Annotated in this window: 15 protein-coding genes and 2 tRNA genes; 8 read left to right on the plus strand and 9 right to left on the minus strand. The window is 73.3% G+C overall.

Annotated features, from left to right (window positions below; translation table 11 throughout):
• Window positions 1-145 precede the first annotated feature (145 nt).
• Window positions 146-901, minus strand: coding sequence for a decarboxylase (locus tag ACH4S8_RS13155; RefSeq protein ID WP_398393065.1), 756 nt, complete (start codon window positions 899-901; stop codon window positions 146-148).
• Between the two features lie 244 nt (window positions 902-1,145).
• Here ACH4S8_RS13155 and ACH4S8_RS13160 point away from each other — a divergent pair, with 244 nt between their 5' ends.
• The 7 genes from ACH4S8_RS13160 to ACH4S8_RS13190 all read left to right on the plus strand — a co-directional run bounded on the left by ACH4S8_RS13160 (window position 1,146) and on the right by ACH4S8_RS13190 (window position 6,444).
• Window positions 1,146-2,129: a D-2-hydroxyacid dehydrogenase gene (locus ACH4S8_RS13160; protein ID WP_398393067.1), complete on the plus strand. Its 984-nt coding sequence runs from the start codon at window positions 1,146-1,148 to the stop codon at window positions 2,127-2,129.
• An 85-nt stretch (window positions 2,130-2,214) separates the two neighbouring features.
• A complete protein-coding gene (gene ehuB / locus ACH4S8_RS13165; protein ID WP_398393069.1) occupies window positions 2,215-3,156 on the plus strand; it encodes an ectoine/hydroxyectoine ABC transporter substrate-binding protein EhuB in 942 nt (313 codons plus the stop codon).
• Window positions 3,153-3,821 (plus strand): ectoine/hydroxyectoine ABC transporter permease subunit EhuC, encoded by a 669-nt coding sequence (ehuC, locus tag ACH4S8_RS13170; protein WP_398393072.1) that lies wholly within the window; start codon window positions 3,153-3,155, stop codon window positions 3,819-3,821. Before ehuB ends, ehuC begins: the two co-directional genes overlap by 4 nt.
• Window positions 3,818-4,468 (plus strand): ectoine/hydroxyectoine ABC transporter permease subunit EhuD, encoded by a 651-nt coding sequence (gene ehuD, locus ACH4S8_RS13175; RefSeq protein ID WP_398393074.1) that lies wholly within the window; start codon window positions 3,818-3,820, stop codon window positions 4,466-4,468. The genes ehuC and ehuD overlap by 4 nt, the downstream gene beginning before the upstream one ends.
• Window positions 4,458-5,258, plus strand: a complete 801-nt coding sequence (locus ACH4S8_RS13180) for an amino acid ABC transporter ATP-binding protein (RefSeq protein ID WP_398393076.1) — start codon at window positions 4,458-4,460, stop codon at window positions 5,256-5,258. Before ehuD ends, ACH4S8_RS13180 begins: the two co-directional genes overlap by 11 nt.
• A gap of 253 nt (window positions 5,259-5,511) precedes the next feature.
• Window positions 5,512-6,270 carry an IclR family transcriptional regulator gene (locus ACH4S8_RS13185; protein ID WP_398393078.1) on the plus strand — a complete coding sequence of 253 codons (759 nt, stop codon included), beginning with the start codon at window positions 5,512-5,514 and terminating at the stop codon, window positions 6,268-6,270.
• Window positions 6,271-6,370: 100 nt separating this feature from the next.
• Window positions 6,371-6,444: transfer RNA gene (locus tag ACH4S8_RS13190), tRNA-Lys, on the plus strand.
• A 95-nt stretch (window positions 6,445-6,539) separates the two neighbouring features.
• Here ACH4S8_RS13190 and ACH4S8_RS13195 read toward each other — a convergent pair.
• From ACH4S8_RS13195 to ACH4S8_RS13220, 6 genes are all read right to left on the minus strand, one after another.
• A complete protein-coding gene (locus ACH4S8_RS13195) occupies window positions 6,540-7,850 on the minus strand; it encodes a M18 family aminopeptidase (protein WP_398393080.1) in 1,311 nt (436 codons plus the stop codon).
• A gap of 787 nt (window positions 7,851-8,637) precedes the next feature.
• Window positions 8,638-10,317: an AMP-binding protein gene (locus tag ACH4S8_RS13200; RefSeq protein ID WP_398393082.1), complete on the minus strand. Its 1,680-nt coding sequence runs from the start codon at window positions 10,315-10,317 to the stop codon at window positions 8,638-8,640.
• Between the two features lie 111 nt (window positions 10,318-10,428).
• Window positions 10,429-10,938, minus strand: coding sequence for a DUF3592 domain-containing protein (locus tag ACH4S8_RS13205; RefSeq protein WP_398393084.1), 510 nt, complete (start codon window positions 10,936-10,938; stop codon window positions 10,429-10,431).
• Window positions 10,939-11,057: 119 nt separating this feature from the next.
• Window positions 11,058-11,711: a lytic polysaccharide monooxygenase gene (locus tag ACH4S8_RS13210; protein WP_398393086.1), complete on the minus strand. Its 654-nt coding sequence runs from the start codon at window positions 11,709-11,711 to the stop codon at window positions 11,058-11,060.
• Between the two features lie 229 nt (window positions 11,712-11,940).
• Window positions 11,941-13,128, minus strand: a complete 1,188-nt coding sequence (locus ACH4S8_RS13215; RefSeq protein WP_398393088.1) for an SPFH domain-containing protein — start codon at window positions 13,126-13,128, stop codon at window positions 11,941-11,943.
• A gap of 60 nt (window positions 13,129-13,188) precedes the next feature.
• Window positions 13,189-14,529: a peptidoglycan-binding protein gene (locus ACH4S8_RS13220; protein WP_398393090.1), complete on the minus strand. Its 1,341-nt coding sequence runs from the start codon at window positions 14,527-14,529 to the stop codon at window positions 13,189-13,191.
• 182 nt (window positions 14,530-14,711) lie between these two features.
• On the opposite strand from ACH4S8_RS13220, the gene ACH4S8_RS13225 reads away from it, so the two are divergent.
• A tRNA-Lys gene (locus tag ACH4S8_RS13225) sits at window positions 14,712-14,785 on the plus strand.
• 475 nt (window positions 14,786-15,260) lie between these two features.
• Here ACH4S8_RS13225 and ACH4S8_RS13230 read toward each other — a convergent pair.
• Entirely contained in the window at window positions 15,261-15,926 is a 666-nt protein-coding gene (locus tag ACH4S8_RS13230) for a class F sortase (protein WP_398393092.1), read from the minus strand.
• A 1-nt stretch (window position 15,927) separates the two neighbouring features.
• Window positions 15,928-16,497 carry a hypothetical protein gene (locus tag ACH4S8_RS13235; RefSeq protein ID WP_398393094.1) on the minus strand — a complete coding sequence of 190 codons (570 nt, stop codon included), beginning with the start codon at window positions 16,495-16,497 and terminating at the stop codon, window positions 15,928-15,930.
• Window positions 16,498-16,592 lie beyond the last annotated feature (95 nt).

A 16,592-nucleotide genomic window follows, 5' to 3' on the forward strand; every position in this document is an offset into this window, starting at 1 on the left:
CCAAGGTCTCGGCTTCGCTCGACCAGGGGGGACCCCCATCGCACCCGGGGGCTCCACCCCCGGACCCCCGCTCCTCGAACGCCGGAGGGGCTGGATCTTCACGCCGGCCGAGCTGGAGTTCCAGGCGTTCGGAGAGGCCGGGTCTTCACGCCCCAGGACCGGGATCCGCCTGGACGATCGGTTCCCTGGTGAAGAGGGCGCCCAGGGACGGGGCGTTGACGCGGCGGTCCGTCAGGCGCAGGGCCTCCCAGACCGCGACCTGGTGGGCGGTGAGGACCGGTTTGGCCAGGTCGTCCTCCAGGGCCGTCAGGTGGGAGGCGGTGTGCAGGGCCGTGTCGGGCAGGAGGACCGCGTCGGCGTCCGGGTGGTCCGCCTCCCGGGCCAGCGCGAGGACCTGGCCGTAGTCCCAGCCGGCCGCCTCGGCGGGGGTCACGACGCCGGGACCGCGCACGGCGACCGCCTCCGTGCCGGTCTCCTTCAGGAACTCCGCGAAGAGCGCGGCCACGTCGCCGGGGTAGGTCGCGCCGATCGCGACCCGCCGCGCCCCGATCTCCCGTGCCGCGTGCGCGAAGGCGAAGGACGTCGAGGAGGCGGGCAGGCCGGCCGCCCGGGCGAGCCCGCGGACCTGCTCGTGGGCGCCCCGCACCCCGTGCACGAAGCTGCCGCTCGCACACGCCCAGACGACGGCCTCCGCGCCGGACCGGCGCAGTTCCTCGACGCCCGCCGCGAGGCGGTCCGCCGAGCCCATGCGAAGGAGCGCGTCCACGCGGTGGGTGTCCTCCCCCTCCCCCGTCTCCGTGTGGACGACGGTCAGGCGGACGTCGCTGCCGAGCAGCTGCTCGATGCGCGGGTAGTCGTCCTCGGCCGAGTGGCCCGGGTGGAGGAATCCGAGTGCGGTCATGCCCAGCCTTCCTGTTCATCGGGAAGTACGGTCCCCGCCGGGCGGCCCGGTCAATCAGCCGTCGGCGAGGGCCCACCACCCGGGTACCCGGTTGGCGCAGCGTCGCCCCTTTCTCCACCTGGTTGGCCGAGACCGCCCCCTCCGCGGTTCCGCCTCCGACCCGCGGATGACGTCGTACGTCGGTGTTGACGACCGCTGGTTCGGGTGCGAGCGTGGTCGATCCCCTTGCGAAAGGGTTTCCCCGATGAACGCCCGTACGTCCCCCGGCGCGTCCCGGCCGCCGGCCCCGGCCACCCTGCTCGTGCTGGGCGCCGACCCGCTCCCCCGGCTGGGCCGGCTCACCGGCCGCGTGCGGATCGAGTACGCCGACGATTCCACGCTCGCGGAGCGGCTGCCGCACGCGGACGTGCTGCTGGTGTGGGACCTCGCCTCGCAGGCCGTGCGCCGCGCCTGGCCCGGCGAGGGGCCGCGGCCCCGCTGGGTGCACGCCGCCAGCGCCGGCGTGGACCATGTGCTGTGTCCCGAGCTCGCCGCCTCCGACACGGTGGTGACCAACGCGCGGGGCGTCTTCGACCGGCCGATCGCCGAGTACGTGGCCGCTCTGGTCCTCGGCATGGCGAAGGATCTTCCGCGCACCCTGGAGCTGCAACGGCAGCACGAGTGGCGGCACCGCGAGTCGCAGCGGGTGGCCGGGACCCGCGCCTGTGTGGTCGGGTCGGGGCCGATCGGGCGGGCGATCGTCCGTACCCTCAAGGCGCTCGATGTCACCACGGCGCTGGTGGGGCGTGTCCCGCGCACCGGGATCCACGGCCCCCGGGAGCTGGACCGGCTGATGGCGCGCGCCGACTGGGTGGTGTCCGCGGCGCCGCTCACCCCGGAGACCCGCGGCATGTTCGACGCCCGGCGCTTCGGGATGATGCAGCCCTCAGCCCGCTTCATCAACGTCGGGCGCGGTCAGCTCGTCGTCGAGGAGGCGCTCGCCGAGGCGCTGTCGAAACGGTGGATCACGGGTGCGGCCCTGGATGTCTTCCAGCACGAACCGCTCGGCCGTGACAGTCCGTTGTGGGACGTCCCGGGTCTGATCGTGTCGCCGCACATGAGCGGGGACACGGCCGGCTGGCAGGACGAACTGAGCGCACAGTTCGTGGAGTTGTACGAACGCCGGGCCGCGGGCAAGCCGCTGTCGAACGTGGTCGACAAGAAGCGCGGGTACGTGCCCGGACACTGAACCGCCCGGCAAGGGGCCGCGCGGGACGTGTGCGGGTGCTGAACCGGTCCGCATACAACGTATGGACCCGGGTAGCCGGGCGGCCATGGCTCCACCACTTGGCAACGCACATGCGAAGGAACGCGGGAACGAGCGCGGAAAGGACGGACACCCGTCCGGAACCACCCGCCGGTCGCTGCTCGCGGGGATCACGGCGCTCGGCGCGCTCGGCGCCGCCGGCTGCAGCCGCGTCGCCCCGGCGGCGTCGGCGGACGGCGGCGATCTCCTCGACCGGCTGAAGGCGCAGGGTGTCGTCCGCCTCGGCATCGCGGGCGAGGTCCCCTTCGGCTACATCGACAAGGACGGCCGGCTCACCGGAGAGGCACCGGAACTCGCCAAGGCCGTGTTCGAGCGGCTGGGCGTCGGCCGGGTCCAGCCGGTGCCGACCGAGTTCGGCTCGCTCATACCCGGGCTCGACTCCCAGCAGTTCGACGTCGTCTCGGCCGGGATGTACATCAACGCCGAGCGCTGCGAGCAGGTCATCTTCGCCGACCCCGACTACCGGATGCTCGACGCGTTCATCGTGCGCAAGGGCAATCCGAAGGGGCTGCACGACTACAAGGACGTCGTGGCGAAGAAGGCCCGGTTCGCGACCGGGACCGGCTACGCGGAGATCCGGTACGCGGTCGAGGCCGGGTACGAGGAGAGCGACATCCTGATCGTGCCCGACCAGGTGGCCGGGCTGAACGCGGTCGAGGCGGGCCGCGCCGACGTCTTCGCGGGGACCGCGCTGACCGTCCACGAGGTGGTGAGGAAGTCGGCCGCGGCCGAGAGCACGAAACCCTTCGCGCCGCTGGTCGGGGGCGAACCGCACGTCGACGGCGGCGGCTTCGCGTTCCGCTCGCCGGAGACACGGCTGCGGGACGCCTTCAACACCGAGCTGCGGAAGATGAAGGAGAGCGGTGAAGTCTTCCGCATCCTGAGGCCGTTCGGCTTCACCAGAGCCGAGATGACCGGCATGACGGCGAAGGAGCTGTGCCGCGGATGACATCGGGGCTCTGGAAACTCGTCCTCGAAGGGATCTGGGTCACCGTCCAACTGCTGTTCCTCAGCGCACTGTTGGCCGGAGCCATGTCCTTCCTGGCAGGAATCGCGCGTACGTCGCGGCGGTGGGCCGTCCGCTTTCTCGCGGGCCTCTACACCGAGGTGTTCCGCGGCACCTCCGCGCTGATCATGATCTTCTGGGTGTACTTCGTGCTGCCGCTCGCCCTCGGCTGGCAGCTCGTCCCGCTGTGGGCGGGCACGCTGGCGCTGGGGCTGACGTACGGGGCGTACGGCTCCGAGATCGTGCGCGGCGCGCTGAACGCGGTCGACCCGGCGCAGCGCGAGGGCGGGATCGCCCTCGGTTTCACGCCCTGGCAGCGGATGCGGCTGATCCTGCTGCCGCAGGCGGTACCGGAGATGATCCCGCCGTTCTCCAACCTGCTGGTCGAACTGCTCAAGGGCACGGCGCTCGTCTCCGTGATGGGGATGGGTGATCTGACGTTCAGCGCCACCCTGGTGCGGCTCGCGCTGCAGCAGAGCGTGGAGGTCTACACGTACGTCCTGCTCATCTACTTCGCCATCGCCTTCCTGCTCACCCGGCTGATGCGCGGCCTGGAGAAGCGGCTGAAGGCCGGGGTCGGCGGGACGACGACCGGTGGTGCCTCATGACGTGGGACTGGAACACCGTCGGCGACTTCATGCCGCACCTCCGGGACGGCCTGCTGGTCACCCTGCGGACGCTGGCCCTCGGCTCGGTGATCTCGTTCGTCCTCGGCCTGGTGTGGGCGCTGCTGACGCGCGCCCCGACGCGCTGGGTGCGCTGGCCGGTCGGGGCGGCCACCGAGTTCGTGCGCAACACCCCGCTGCTGGTGCAGCTGTTCTTCCTCTTCTACGTGCTGCCCGAGTGGAACATCACGTTCTCCGCGCCGACCACCGGTGTGATCGCGATCGGGCTGCACTACTCGACGTACACGATGCAGGTCTACCGGGCCGGTATCGAGGGCGTGCCCGCCGGCCAGTGGGAGGCGGCGACGGCGCTCGGCCTGCCGGCGCGACGCACCTGGACGGCGGTGATCCTGCCGCAGGCGGTCCGCCGTGTGGTGCCGGCGCTCGGCAACTACGTCATCGCGATGCTCAAGGACACCCCGATGCTGATGACGATCACCGTGCTGGAGATGCTCGGCGGGGCGCGGCTGTACTCGCAGCAGCACTTCCGGTTCACGGAGCCGCTCACGGTCGTCGGGGTGGCCTTCATCCTCATTTCCTGTCCGGCCTCCCTGCTGCTGCGAGCCCTGGAGCGACGCCTTGTCCGCTGACACGAACACCGAGACCAGCCCCCTGGACGACCTCGCCGGTCCCCCGGTGGACGGCCGCGAGCTGATCCGCTTCGACAAGGTCACCAAGCGCTTCGGGGACACCACCGTCCTCGACGGGCTCGACTTCCGCGTCGACTCCGGCAGGCACGTCACGCTGATCGGCCCGTCCGGTTCCGGCAAGACGACGATCCTGCGGCTGCTGATGACCCTGGCCCGGCCGGACGAGGGCACGATCACGGTCGCCGGGGACCGGCTCTTCCCGGCGGAGGGGAAGCAGGTCCGCGAGGTCCGCAAGAAGATCGGGATGGTCTTCCAGCAGTTCAACCTGTTCCCGAACATGAGCGTGCTGCGGAACGTCACCGAGGCGCCCGTGACCGTCCTCGGCCTGTCCCGGGACGAGGCCGAGGAGCGGGCCCGCGGGCTGCTGGACCTGGTCGGTCTCGCGGACAGGTGCGACGAACGGCCGGGCCGGCTGTCCGGCGGCCAGCAGCAGCGCGTGGCCATCGCCCGCGCGCTGGCGATGCGACCGCAGGTGCTGCTGCTGGACGAGGTGACCTCCGCGCTCGACCCCGAACTGGTCGCGGGCGTCCTCGACGTCCTGCGCGACATCGCCCGCACCACGGACATCACGATGCTCTGTGTGACCCATGAGATGAATTTCGCCAGGGACATCTCGGATCAGGTCCTCATGTTCGATTCTGGCCAGGTCATCGAGTCCGGGCCGCCGGAGAAGATCTTCGGCGACCCGGAGCACGAGCGGACCAGGGAATTCCTCGGCGCGGTCCTCTGACGCCGGTGGGCGAACGAGGGCCGGAGAGGGAGCCCGCCCGGGAAGGCGCGAGGTCCGGCCCCTGGGGCATGCCCGGGGAGTCTTGCCTTTGGCATATGCCAGCGTGGCGCGCTCCTGCTGAGAGGCATGGAGCGCGCCACCAATCTCGTCAACAGACCGCCACAGATGGCGCCTTGACCGTTATCGTGTAAGGAGCCCAGCTGTCCGGGCCGACGTCATTTTTGAGCCGGGCCATGAAGCGCAGGGGGAAACCGTGGCGCTGAAGAACGAGCCGACCGCGCCGTACCACTCGGCCCAGGACGCGCTGCGCGTCCTGGAGACGATCTCGCACCACTCGACCGGCGTCACCGGGACCGAGCTCGCCCGCCGGTCCGGCATCGGCGCCGACCGACTGACCGCACTGCTGCGCATGCTGCGCCGGGAGGGCTACGTCGAGCAGGTCACGGACGGCGCGTACGTCACCGGCGCCGCCCTCGGCCGGCTCGGTTCCGCCCACGGCCGCGAGCAGGCGCTGCGCGACAAGCTCCAGCACACGATCGACCGGCTCCGCGACTCGGTCGGCGCCGCGATCTACATCAGCCGCTACATCGACGGCGAGGTGCACGTCACCCAGTACGCGGAGAGCCCGTCCACCCCCGCGGTCAACGAATGGGTCGACTTCCGCTCCTCCGCGCACGCCAGCGCGGTCGGCAAGAGCCTTCTCGGCCAGCTCGACCACAACGGCCGCCGCGACCACCTCGCCCGCCACAAGATGGCCCGGCTCACCTCGCGGACCATCACCAGCGAGCGGCTCCTGCTGTCCCGTCTCGACTCCCAGCCGGCCACCGTGCCCGTGCTCGACCTCCAGGAGTACGCGATCGGCACGGTCTGCGCGGCCGTCCCGATCACCGCCGGCTCCTCGGTCGGCTGCCTCGCCCTCTCCCTCCCGGTCGAACACGCCCACCGGCTCCGCCGCGCCGCGGACACGCTGAACCGCGGAGCGACCCCGGTGCTCCTCTCCCTCGCGATCTGACAGCCGACGCACCGGGTCCGCGCGGGTGGTCGGAAGCACCCCCGCGGACCAGGTAGTATTTCCTCTGTCGCCGACCGCAGCAGCGGAAGGCGGGAGTCATGCGCCGCTAGCTCAGTTGGTTAGAGCAGCTGACTCTTAATCAGCGGGTCCGGGGTTCGAGTCCCTGGCGGCGCACCTTGGTGAAGGCCCTCCACGACTGTGGGGGGCCTTCACGCATGTCCGGGAGGGTCACCCGCCCGACGGGTCGGACCCCGGCCGGCCGCCCCCGGTCATCCGGCCCGCTCCGCCGTGACGAACTCGGTCAGCACCCGCGCCAGCAGCTCCGGGTCCCGTGCCCCGCACAGTTCGCGCGCCGAGTGCATCGACAGCCCCGCCACCCCCACGTCGACCGTCGTCACACCGAGGCGGGCCGCGGTGATCGGACCGATCGACGTCCCGCACGGCATCGCGTTGTGGGACACGAACGGCTGCCACGGCACCCCGGCCCGTTCGCACGCGGCGGCGAAGGCGGCGGCGCCGATGCCGTCGGTGGCGTACCGCTGGTTGACGTTGACCTTGATCACGGGGCCGCCGTTGGGCAGGGGACGGTGGTCCGGATCGTGGCGCTCGGCGTAGTTGGGGTGCACCGCGTGGGTCATGTCGGAGGAGACGCACACGGCGCCGGCGAGGGCGCGGTCGAAGTCCTCCGGCCCGCCGCCCCTGGCGGTCACGGACCGGCCCAGTATCCGTTCCAGGAAGGGCCCCTGGGCGCCGGAGTCCGACCCGCTGCCGACCTCCTCGTGGTCGAAGGCGGCGAGCACCGGCACGCAGACGGGCGGCCGTTCCGAGCTGGCCGCGGCGACCAGGGCGGTGACCCCCGCGTGCACCGAGATCTGGTTGTCGAGCCGCGGCGCGACGATGAACTCCTCGTCCGCGCCCAGGTATCCGGGCGGCTGGATGTCGTGCAGCATGAGGTCCCAGCCGAGGACGTCGGCGGCGTCGGTGCCCGCCTCGTCCGCGATCCGGGCGAGCAGGGCTCCGGAGCTGGGGCCGCCGAGCGCCCACAGCGGGGTCATGTGCCGCTGCCGGTCCAGGGCGAGCCCCTCGTTGACGGTCCGGTCGAGGTGGATGGCGAGCTGCGGCACCCGCAGCAGCGGTTTGTCGACGCGGACCAGCCGGGTCGAACCGTCGCGCAGGACCAGCCGCCCCGAGACGCCGAGATCCCGGTCGAGCCAGGTGTTGAGCGGCACTCCGCCGTAGACCTCCACCCCGATCTGCCGCCACCCCGCCGAACCGGTGTCCGGCGCGGGCTTGACCCGCAGGTTCGGTGAGTCGGTGTGGGTGCCGACGATCCGGAACGGGGTGCGGGCCGGGGCGCCGGGCGGGACGTACCAGGCGAGCAGCGCTCCCCCGCGCACGACATAGCGGCCTCCCTCGGCTCCGGCCGTCCAGTCGTCCCGCTCCCGCAGCTCCGCGAAACCCGCCTTCTCCAGACGCTGCGCCGCGCTCGCCACCACGTGGTACGGCGAGGGGCTGGCCCTGACGAAGCCGAGCAGGTCGTCGTTGTGTCCGCGGTCGCGCGTGTCATGTGTGGGGGACATGAGTGCCTTTCGGGTGCCGTCGTGGGGTGGGGGTGGGTGGAGCTCGCCGGACCGTCTCCCGCCGGATGCACGGTCCGGCCGCGGCGGGGGTCCTCCCGCCGGGCACATGGTCAGGCCGGGGCGAGGGTCCTCCCGGGGCTCACGGTTCGGCCGGGGCGGCAGCCGTCCCGGGAGGCGCCCTGGAGTGCAGGGGCATGACAAGTTGCCGACCGGCCTCCGGCTCCGGCGCGGTTGACACCACCGACGCCACCGGCGCGGGCGTGAGCCGGGGCGGCATCGCCCCGGGGCTTCCGTGTCCGCGACCCGGATCAGGCAACGCGACGCCCTTCTTCCCTCGGCGAGGGCCTCTGGCGCAGGGCCCCTCGGCACATGTGCCCGGATATCCTCCCCGCGGAAGGCGGCGAGGATGCCTCGAGTCGCCACCGTTCGAAAGCCGCCGCCCGACGTACCCGCCCGCGGGGGGGCCCCCGGGGGGGGGCCCCCCCCCCCCCCCCCGGCCCCCCGGGGGGGGGCCCCGGGGAAAACCCCCCGGCGGGCCCGGGGGCCCGGGCCGGGGGTACAACCGACCGCCACCCCCCCCCCCCCCCCGGCCGAACCCCGCGCCCGGCCGACCCCGCCGGCGCGCCCCCCGGGGCGGCCCCCCCCCCGCCCGCCCCCGGGGTCCGCGCGGGCGGGCCAGGGGGCAAACCCCCTGGCCGGGCACGTGGCCAGGGCCAGGTCTTCCTCGCTACGGACCAGCCGCCCCCGGCGCGCCCCCGGGGCACCGGCCCGCCGCCCGTCCCGGCGGCTACCGCGTCAGCAGTTCCTCCCGCCCGTGCGCCCGGTACCGGGCCACCAGCCCGGCCAGGTCCGCCGCCGCCAGTCTCCGGTACGCCGGCTCGCCCGGGGGCCGCCACCACACCGGGTCGGCGCAGCGGAAGCCCTCGCGCCTCAGGGCCACCCGGTGGATCTTGTTGGTGGCGGTGACCGGCATCCGCTCCACGATCCGCAGGAACCGGGGCGCCATCTTCGTGCCCAGGTCCGGCTGGGCGAGCAGGAACGCGGCGAAGGACGCGGGACGAAAGCGGGCGCCCGCCTTCAGAGCGAGCGCCGCCATCACCTGGTCGCCCGCCACCGGATCCGGCACGGCGTACACCGCGACGGCGGCGGCGTCCTCGTACCGCGCGAGGATGTTCTCGATCATCGCGGCGGCGAGGTTCTCGCTGTCGACCCGCAGCCGGTCGTCGCTTCGTCCGGCGAAGTAGAGGAACCCGTCGGCGTCGCGGTAGAAGAGGTCACCGGTCCAGTACCAGCCCTCCCCCGGCCGGGACGACGTCCCCCTGCGCCGGGCCGCCTCGGCCTCGGGGTTGCGCCAGTACCCCTCGAAGAGGCTGGTGCCCCGGTTCACCAACTCCCCTATCGCGTCACCGCCGTTGAGCAGGCGCCCGTCCCCGGCGAACACGGCCGGCGGGCACTCGCGCCGGGTGGCCGGGTCGATCACCGCGAGGTCGTCCGAGGGTGCCGCCCGGCCGATCGCCCCGGCCGGGGTGCCGGGCACGCGCTGGACGGCGGCGCCGCCCTCGGAGGAGCCGTAGCCCTCGACGAGCCGCGCCCCGAAGCGCTCCTCGAAGGCGGCCGCGTCGACCGCGCCGGCCTCCGTCCCGAATCCCAGGCGCAGCGGATTGTCGCGGTCGTCGGGGCGGGCGGGCGTGGCCAGCAGGTACTGCACGGCACGGCCGACATAGGTGAAGTACGTGGCCCCGCAGGCCCGTACGTCGGGCAGGAACCCGGAGGCCGAGAAGCGGCGCCGCAGCGCGATCCCCGCACCGGCCGCCAGCGCCGGGGCCCAGTCGGCGATCACCGCGTTGCCGTGGAACATCGGCATGCAGATGTAGTGGGTGTCGTCCGCGCGCACCCCGAAGTGGTCGACGAGCGAGCGCCCGGCGGCGGCGATCCTGGCCTGGGTGCAGATCGCGGCCTTGGGCGCGCCGGTCGAACCGGACGTGAAGAGCAGCAGGAAGCGGCTGTCCGCGCGTGCCGCGGTGTCGTCCGGCTTCGCGCCCTCGTAGGCCCTCAGGAGGTCGGTGTAGGCGTCCGTGTCGGTCACCAGGACGCGTACGCCGGGGAGTTCGAGTCCGTCGAGGAGCGGCAGGTGGGCCCGCTCGGTGACCAGGACGCGGCACTCGGTGTGGAGGATGTCCCGGGCCAGTTCGGGTCCGCGCCGGGTCGGATTGATCCCCGCGACGGCGGCACCGGCGAGGGCTGCCGCGCTCAACCACAGGGGATATTCCGGGGTGTTGTCGAGCAGCACCCCGACGTGCGGTTCCGCGCCGGACGGCAGCGTGTCGGCGAGCAGTGCCGCGCGCGCCGCCGCGCCCGCCGCGACGCGGTGGTGGCTGACGACCCGGCCCTCGAACCACAGCCCCGGCCGGTGGTCGCCCCACCGCTCCCGCACCAGCTCCCCGACGGTACGCCTCCTGGAGTCCATGGCGACGTAAGATAATTGACGTTCCGTCAGATAGGGAGCCCTGTGCGGGCCCCGCTCCGGCGCTCCGCGTCTGCGGCATGATCCGCCGGGGGGGGCCAAAGCGGACGCGCTCTAGCCCTCGAAGAAGCTGTCCGAGCCCCCGAAGAACCCGCCAGAACTCCCGAAGAACCCGTCGACGCTCGAGAGGGCCTCGTGGTACGTGATCATGAAGCCGATGCAGAAGCTGACGATCACGCCGCAGAACACCAGCATGCCGAGGGTGCCCGCCGCCGCCCTGGCCTGGCTCGGCGCCTGGGCCGTGGCCTTCTCGGGGTGCTGGGCGGTGTAGTACGCGGGGACGATGTCGCCCTCGACGACCGTCGAGCGGCCGTTCGCCTCCTCGAAGCGGATCAGGCGGCCGTCGCGCGTCGTGAACTCGTAGACGTGGTGCAGGGTCGTGGTGACGGACGTGTCGTTGGCTCCCCCGCTGACCGTCGTGTACGAACGCAGACAGCGCGCCTCCGCGGTCAGTCCGCTGTTCCAGGCGCTGCGCAGCTCCAGCGAGCGGCGCACGGTCCTGGCCGCCATGAACAGCACGGCGACGATGATCAGACTGGGCAGGGCATAGAAGAACACACTCATGACGGTCCCCCGGTGATCGGATGATGCTCCCCGCGCGTCGACGCGGTCATGTCGACGTGCGGGGAACATACCCGCGTCCGGCCCGTCAGCGCCTCAAGGGAGGCTCAGAACTCGGGCCTTCAGAACGTGACGTCCGCGCAGGAGTAGAACGCGTTCGTCGTGTCCGCGACCGTCCACACCCCGAGGATGACGTGATGCCCGGTCCTGCCGCCGGGCAGCGTGCCGGTGTGCGTGAGCGTGGCCGGGGGGCGCTGTCCGTTGTAGGGGACCGTCAGGAACGGGGTGGTCTCCAGGTCCGCGCGGGTCAGCGCGTGGTTCTGGTTCCAGCCGGTCCTGGTGATGAAGTACTTGAAGTCGGTCGTCGCGTGCATCGCGGTGAACTGCCAGCGGAAGGTGTAGGACGCTCCCGCGGTGACCTTGGTCGTCGGCCAGGCCGCGCCCGCCGGAGTCCTCGGCTGGTCGAGCTGGGCGAAGTTGGCGTGCCCGGCGGAGCAGATACTGCCGTCGGCCGGACCCGCCGCCGGGAAGCCCTTGAGGCCCTCGACGCTCTGCGGCTCCCACTGGATGTCACCGCAGCCGGTCACGATGCCGCCGTTCGCGGCGCACATCTTCTGCCGGCTGAGGGGCTGGTCGGTGTAGCCGTGGGCGCTGGCTCCGCCCGTGGAGAGCACGAAGGTGCCCGCCGTGGCGAGACCGAGCGCCGCCGCGTACACCTTCGCTTTCCTGCCGGTGCGGGACCGGCCCGTGAGGTTCTGGTTCGTCCGTGTGCGCATGCTGCCGCTCCTGAAGGACGTGGGGGATGTTCCCGTGGGGCGCCCGCGCGAGGTTCAGGTCTAGACCAAGTGTCAGATTATTGCGGGTAGTTGAACATGTCCATACCAATGGCCGACCCGGCTGCCCCCGCGCCGACGACCGACCCGGCCGCCCTCGTACCCATGGCCGCCCCGGCCGTTCCGGCCACCCCCGTCCACGCCGCCCCGCGCTCCACGAGGACCACCGGTCTCACGACGGCATCTCCCCGCGCCCCGTGCAGAACGCCACCGTCAGGTCCTTCACCAGAGCCTTGCGTTCGTAGTCGTCCAGTTCGACCAGCCCCCGCAGGGTCAGCCGGGTCACCGTGTCCTCCACCGAGTCGACGACCGAGCCGAGCACGCTGTCGCGGTGCTGGGCGTCCAGGGCCGCGATCCGGCGGCGCTGCATCACGGCGGCGATCTCCGGCGCGTACTCGATCCGGGTCGGCTGCGCGGAGAACACCTCCAGGCCGACCGGGGCCGTGTCCGCCGCGACCATCCGGGTCAACGCCTCGCCGACCGCGTCCGTGTTGCGCAGGGTCAGGTCCCGGACCACGGCGGGCGGCAGCTCGGCCGGCAACTGGGACAGCACCCGCGAGAGGGCGGCCTCCACGCACTCGCGCAGATACGCCCGGTGGTCGTCGACCGCGAGCGTGGCCCGCGCGGTGTCCTTGACGCGCCACACGACGAGCACGACCACCCGCAGCTCGACCCCGTTCGCGTCGACCACGGACATCGGCTCGCTGCGCCAGTGCCGCAGCCGTACGTCGACCCGGCGGCGCAGCACCAGCGGATTGACCCACATCAGCCCGGTGCGCCGGACCGTGCCCCGGTAGCGCCCGAACAGACCGAGCACCCAGGCCCGCCCGGTCCGGCCGCGGGCCAGACCGCCGAAGCCGAACAGACCGAGGGCCCCCGCCCCGGCGTACGCGGCCCACTGGGCCGGCCCGAGCCCGGCGCCCGCGTGCCCGTGCAGCTCCAGTGCCGCCAGGACGGAGGGCGGCACGACGCCGGCCCACCAGGAGGTGAGGGCGCATCCGGCCACACCGCACGCCCCGGCCAGCACACCCGCCGCGCCGGGCAGGACCCGTGCCGGCCGTTCGACCAGCTCCGGATCGGCCTCCGGCACCGGGCGCGGAGGCCTGCCGGGCGCGGGCCGCCGGATCCTCGGCTGCTCCCCGGTACCGCGCCGACGGCCCACGACCGCGGGCGCGAGCGGCACGGACACCGGGTCGGGGTCGTCGCGGAAGAGCAGATGAACGGGGATCTCGGTGGTGGTCTCGTTGTGGATGAGCCGGGCGGAGCGGTGGCCGCCGCCGCAGTCGGCCGCCGTGTCGGACCGGGGTTCCGCCCGGGGTGCCCCCTCGGACTCGGGGGTGTCTGACGTCGTCGCACTCATAGCTGCCTCCATGCCTCCGCGCCTGGAAGTGTGTTCACGAGCCGTGGGGAAGCGGTCCGCTCAGGAGAAGAGCCGCCGCCAGGTCTCCGGCCCCGGGTAGCCGTCCGCCGCCCCGCCGCGCCAGCCCTGGGCCCGCTGGAACGCCTCGACGTTGCGCCGGTCCGCCTCGCCCCAGCGCGGCCCCGGACCGGACGTGTAGTACCTGCCGAACCCCTTCTCGACCAGCCGCTTCCCCAGCCGGGTCACCTGGGCGTCGCTCACCCCGGGCCGGAACACCGCACGTCCCGGATAGCCGGGAGCGGCGTGCGAGGAACCGGGGCCGGCCGTCACGGCGGGGATGTTCCTGCCCTTCCCGCCGACCAGGTACGCCCAGGTCCTGGGCCCCGGCAGCCCGTCGGCGTCGGCTCCCTTCCAGCCCTGCGCGCGCTGGAACGCCTGGGTGGCCCGCCGGTCCGCGGCCGACCAGCGCGGCCCCGGCCCCTTGGAGTAGAAGCGGCGCCCGCCCCGGTCCGCCAGGAGCCGCCCGAGCTGGGTGACGTACGCGTTGTTCGCGCCGGTCCCGAAGTACGCGGCCCCCGGGTAGCGGGTCGACGTGGAGGGCGGCGAACCGCCCGCGCCCTCCATGACCCCCCGGTAGCGGTAGGGCACGTAGCGGTCGGAGTTCGTCCAGTACGCGTACGGGGTGGGCTGCTTCCTGGCGTGCGGCGGGGCCTGCTCGTAGGCGACGTACTCGCTGTGCGTGGAGTCCGTCCAGCCGCCGAAGATGACGACGTGCGAGCCCTTGTCGGGGTTGTCGGCGTTGTGGAAGAGCAGGATGTCGCCCGGCTGGAGCCGGTCCCGGGTGATCCGCACCCCGAAGCTGTCGAGGCTGCCGGTCCATTCGTTGCCCGGCAGGTTCCAGGCCATCGAGACGAAGCCGGAGCAGTCCTGCCGGTACCCGTCCCGCCAGTAGTCGTCCATGCTGTACGGCACCTGCGCGTCGATCCACGCCGAGGCCCGGCCCATGATCGCGGCCCGCGTGGTGGCGGGCGCCCGGACCGTGCCGCCCGGCCTGGCGGGCAGCGCCGGCTTCCCCGCCGGGCCGTGCAGCGGCGCCCTGCGGCCCTGCGGGGTGTCGCCCTGTCCGCCGGCCGGGGGAACTCCGGGCCGGGCGGGTCCGTGCACGGCGGCGACCGCCGGCACCGCGCCGAGGACGGTCCCCGCCGTGGCGGCCAGCGCGAGCGCCATGGGGGTTCGCGCCACCCCCGCGAGGCCGAGGAGATGGGTGCGGGACGCCGGACGGCCCAGGGCGCCCGGTGGTCCGAGCCGCGAGGAAAGGGGCAGGTGACGCCGCCAGTGAACACATCCGGGGCAGTCGCAGTCGCTGGCGGGATCGACTTCCTCGAACACCGGAGTCTTCATGTGACACCCCTCGCGCTCCAGATTGAAATGTCCGCAATTCTGCACGTTCGTCAGTTTCTCAACTGCCGTCCGGTGCCGCACGCTGACGGTCCGAATGATGTACGGGGCCCCCGGCCCGCCCCGGAGTCACCCGCCTGGTCGGGAGCACTCCCGCGGGTCGGGTAGAGTTTTCCCGTCAGCAGGCGCCGCTAGCTCAGTTGGTTAGAGCAGCTGACTCTTAATCAGCGGGTCCGGGGTTCGAGTCCCTGGCGGCGCACCGACCGGAGGGCCTCCTCGTGCGAACGAGGGGGCCCTTCGTCATGCCCGGAGGCCGCTCACCGAAAGACGCTCCCGGGGCCGAGGACCATCACCGGGGCCGGTGCCGCCCGTTCCGGACTTGGCGTCAAAGTGTCTATGAACCGCAGCGCTCGTCCGCTCTAGGGTGGGCTCAAGTGGCCTGCACTCCAGGTCGATCGCTCCGGCCCGACCGCGTCACCCCGGCGGGCGGGCCCCGGACCTCCCGCGTCGGCGCCGGGTTACTCCCGCAGCCCGTGCTCCCGCGGTCGAGGACCGGCCCGGTCGGCGGCTTCGGGGGGGAATCGGCCGTCGACCGGGCCTGGTGACCGCGCGGGCTCCTCGGTACCGGGGGCGTCCGGCCCCACAGCGCGCGCCGCCCGGGTCGCCCCCTCTCACGGCGCGCACCCCCGAGGGGCGCTCCGCCTCACAGCGCCCGCCGCCGGGAGCGTCCCGCCTCACAGCCCCGTCCCGGTGAGGTACGCCGAGACGACCACGTTCGCCGTGTAGCTGCCGCCGGCGCGGTCGAAGGTTCCGCCGCAGGTGATCAGCCGCAGCTCCGCCCGCCCCGGCTCCCGCACCCCGTAGGCCTGCCGGGCGTCGAAATGGTCGCGCGGCAGCACCTGGACGTCGTCCACGGTGAATTCGGCGACCGTCCCGTCGTCGCGCACGACCCGGACGGTGTCACCGGGCTTGACCGTGCTGAGCCGGTAGAACACCGCGGGCCGGGTCTCGGTGTCGACGTGCCCGACCATCAGCGCCGTCCCGGCGGCCCCCGGCTTCGCTCCCGCCGCGTACCAGCCGACGGCACCGGGCTGGTCGAACGGCGGCGGATCGGGGGCGCCCCGGCCGTCGAGCCCGCGGGCCACGACGGGGGCCTGCACCCCCATCGAGGGAATGTCGACGCGCTGCGGGCGGGCACTGCCGAGGGGCCTCAGCGCGGGAGGCAGCCGCACCTCCGGCGGCCGGCCGACGGCCGCGATGTCCCCCGTGGTCGGCGCCGACGTCCCCGGCCGCACGTCCGTCACCTCACGGCCCCACAGCCACAGCCCCAGCAGCAGCACCAGCCAGGCCACACCGGTCAGCAGCCGGCCGGTGCCGGAAGAAGGCTCCCGTTCGGCCATGTCAGTCGCGGCCGTCGTCGCCCCGGCGCGCGCTGCGGACCGCCACGGCGACCGCGGCGACGCTCGCCAGGACCAGGCCGACCACGGCCTGCTTGGTGCCGGGTCCGGCCACGTGGGCGTCGTCCGCCGCGGCGAGGCGGGCGGTTCCGCCGCCGCCCGCGTTCACGGGCGCGACCGGCGAGGCGGGGGTGGAGGCACTCGGGGAGGAGTCCGGTGCCGGGACGGTGACCGTGCCCTTGACCCGGTCGCGCCGGCCGTCGCAGTCGACCTGGATGCCGTAGCTGCCCGGCCGCAGTGCCGTCCTGACGCGGGTGTCGCCGACGAGTCCGCCGCCGCCCTCGCCGGTCAGCCGGGCGTCCGAGACGAACGCGTCCGAGACCGCGGTGCCCGTCCGTCCCGCGCAGCCCATGGCCCGCAGCCGGATGTCGCTCCCGGCGGCCGGGGACACCGGGGTCACCGAGACGCCGGCCGGTCCCGCGCCGGCCGGTCCCACGCCGACCGCGTACGTGGCCGGTGTGAACGCGGCCGCGACCACCGCCCCGGCGCAGAGAGTGAGCCGCATCGAACGCATCGTGAACCTCCAGACATCTGGAGACTCCCCCTCGGGGCGGCGGCCCGCATCTTCAGAGGGCCGCCGCTACTCCGTACGGGTCCATGCGCGGCGTC

It is taken from the genome of Streptomyces sp. NPDC021080 (assembly GCF_044333225.1).
Lineage (GTDB): Bacteria > Actinomycetota > Actinomycetes > Streptomycetales > Streptomycetaceae > Streptomyces.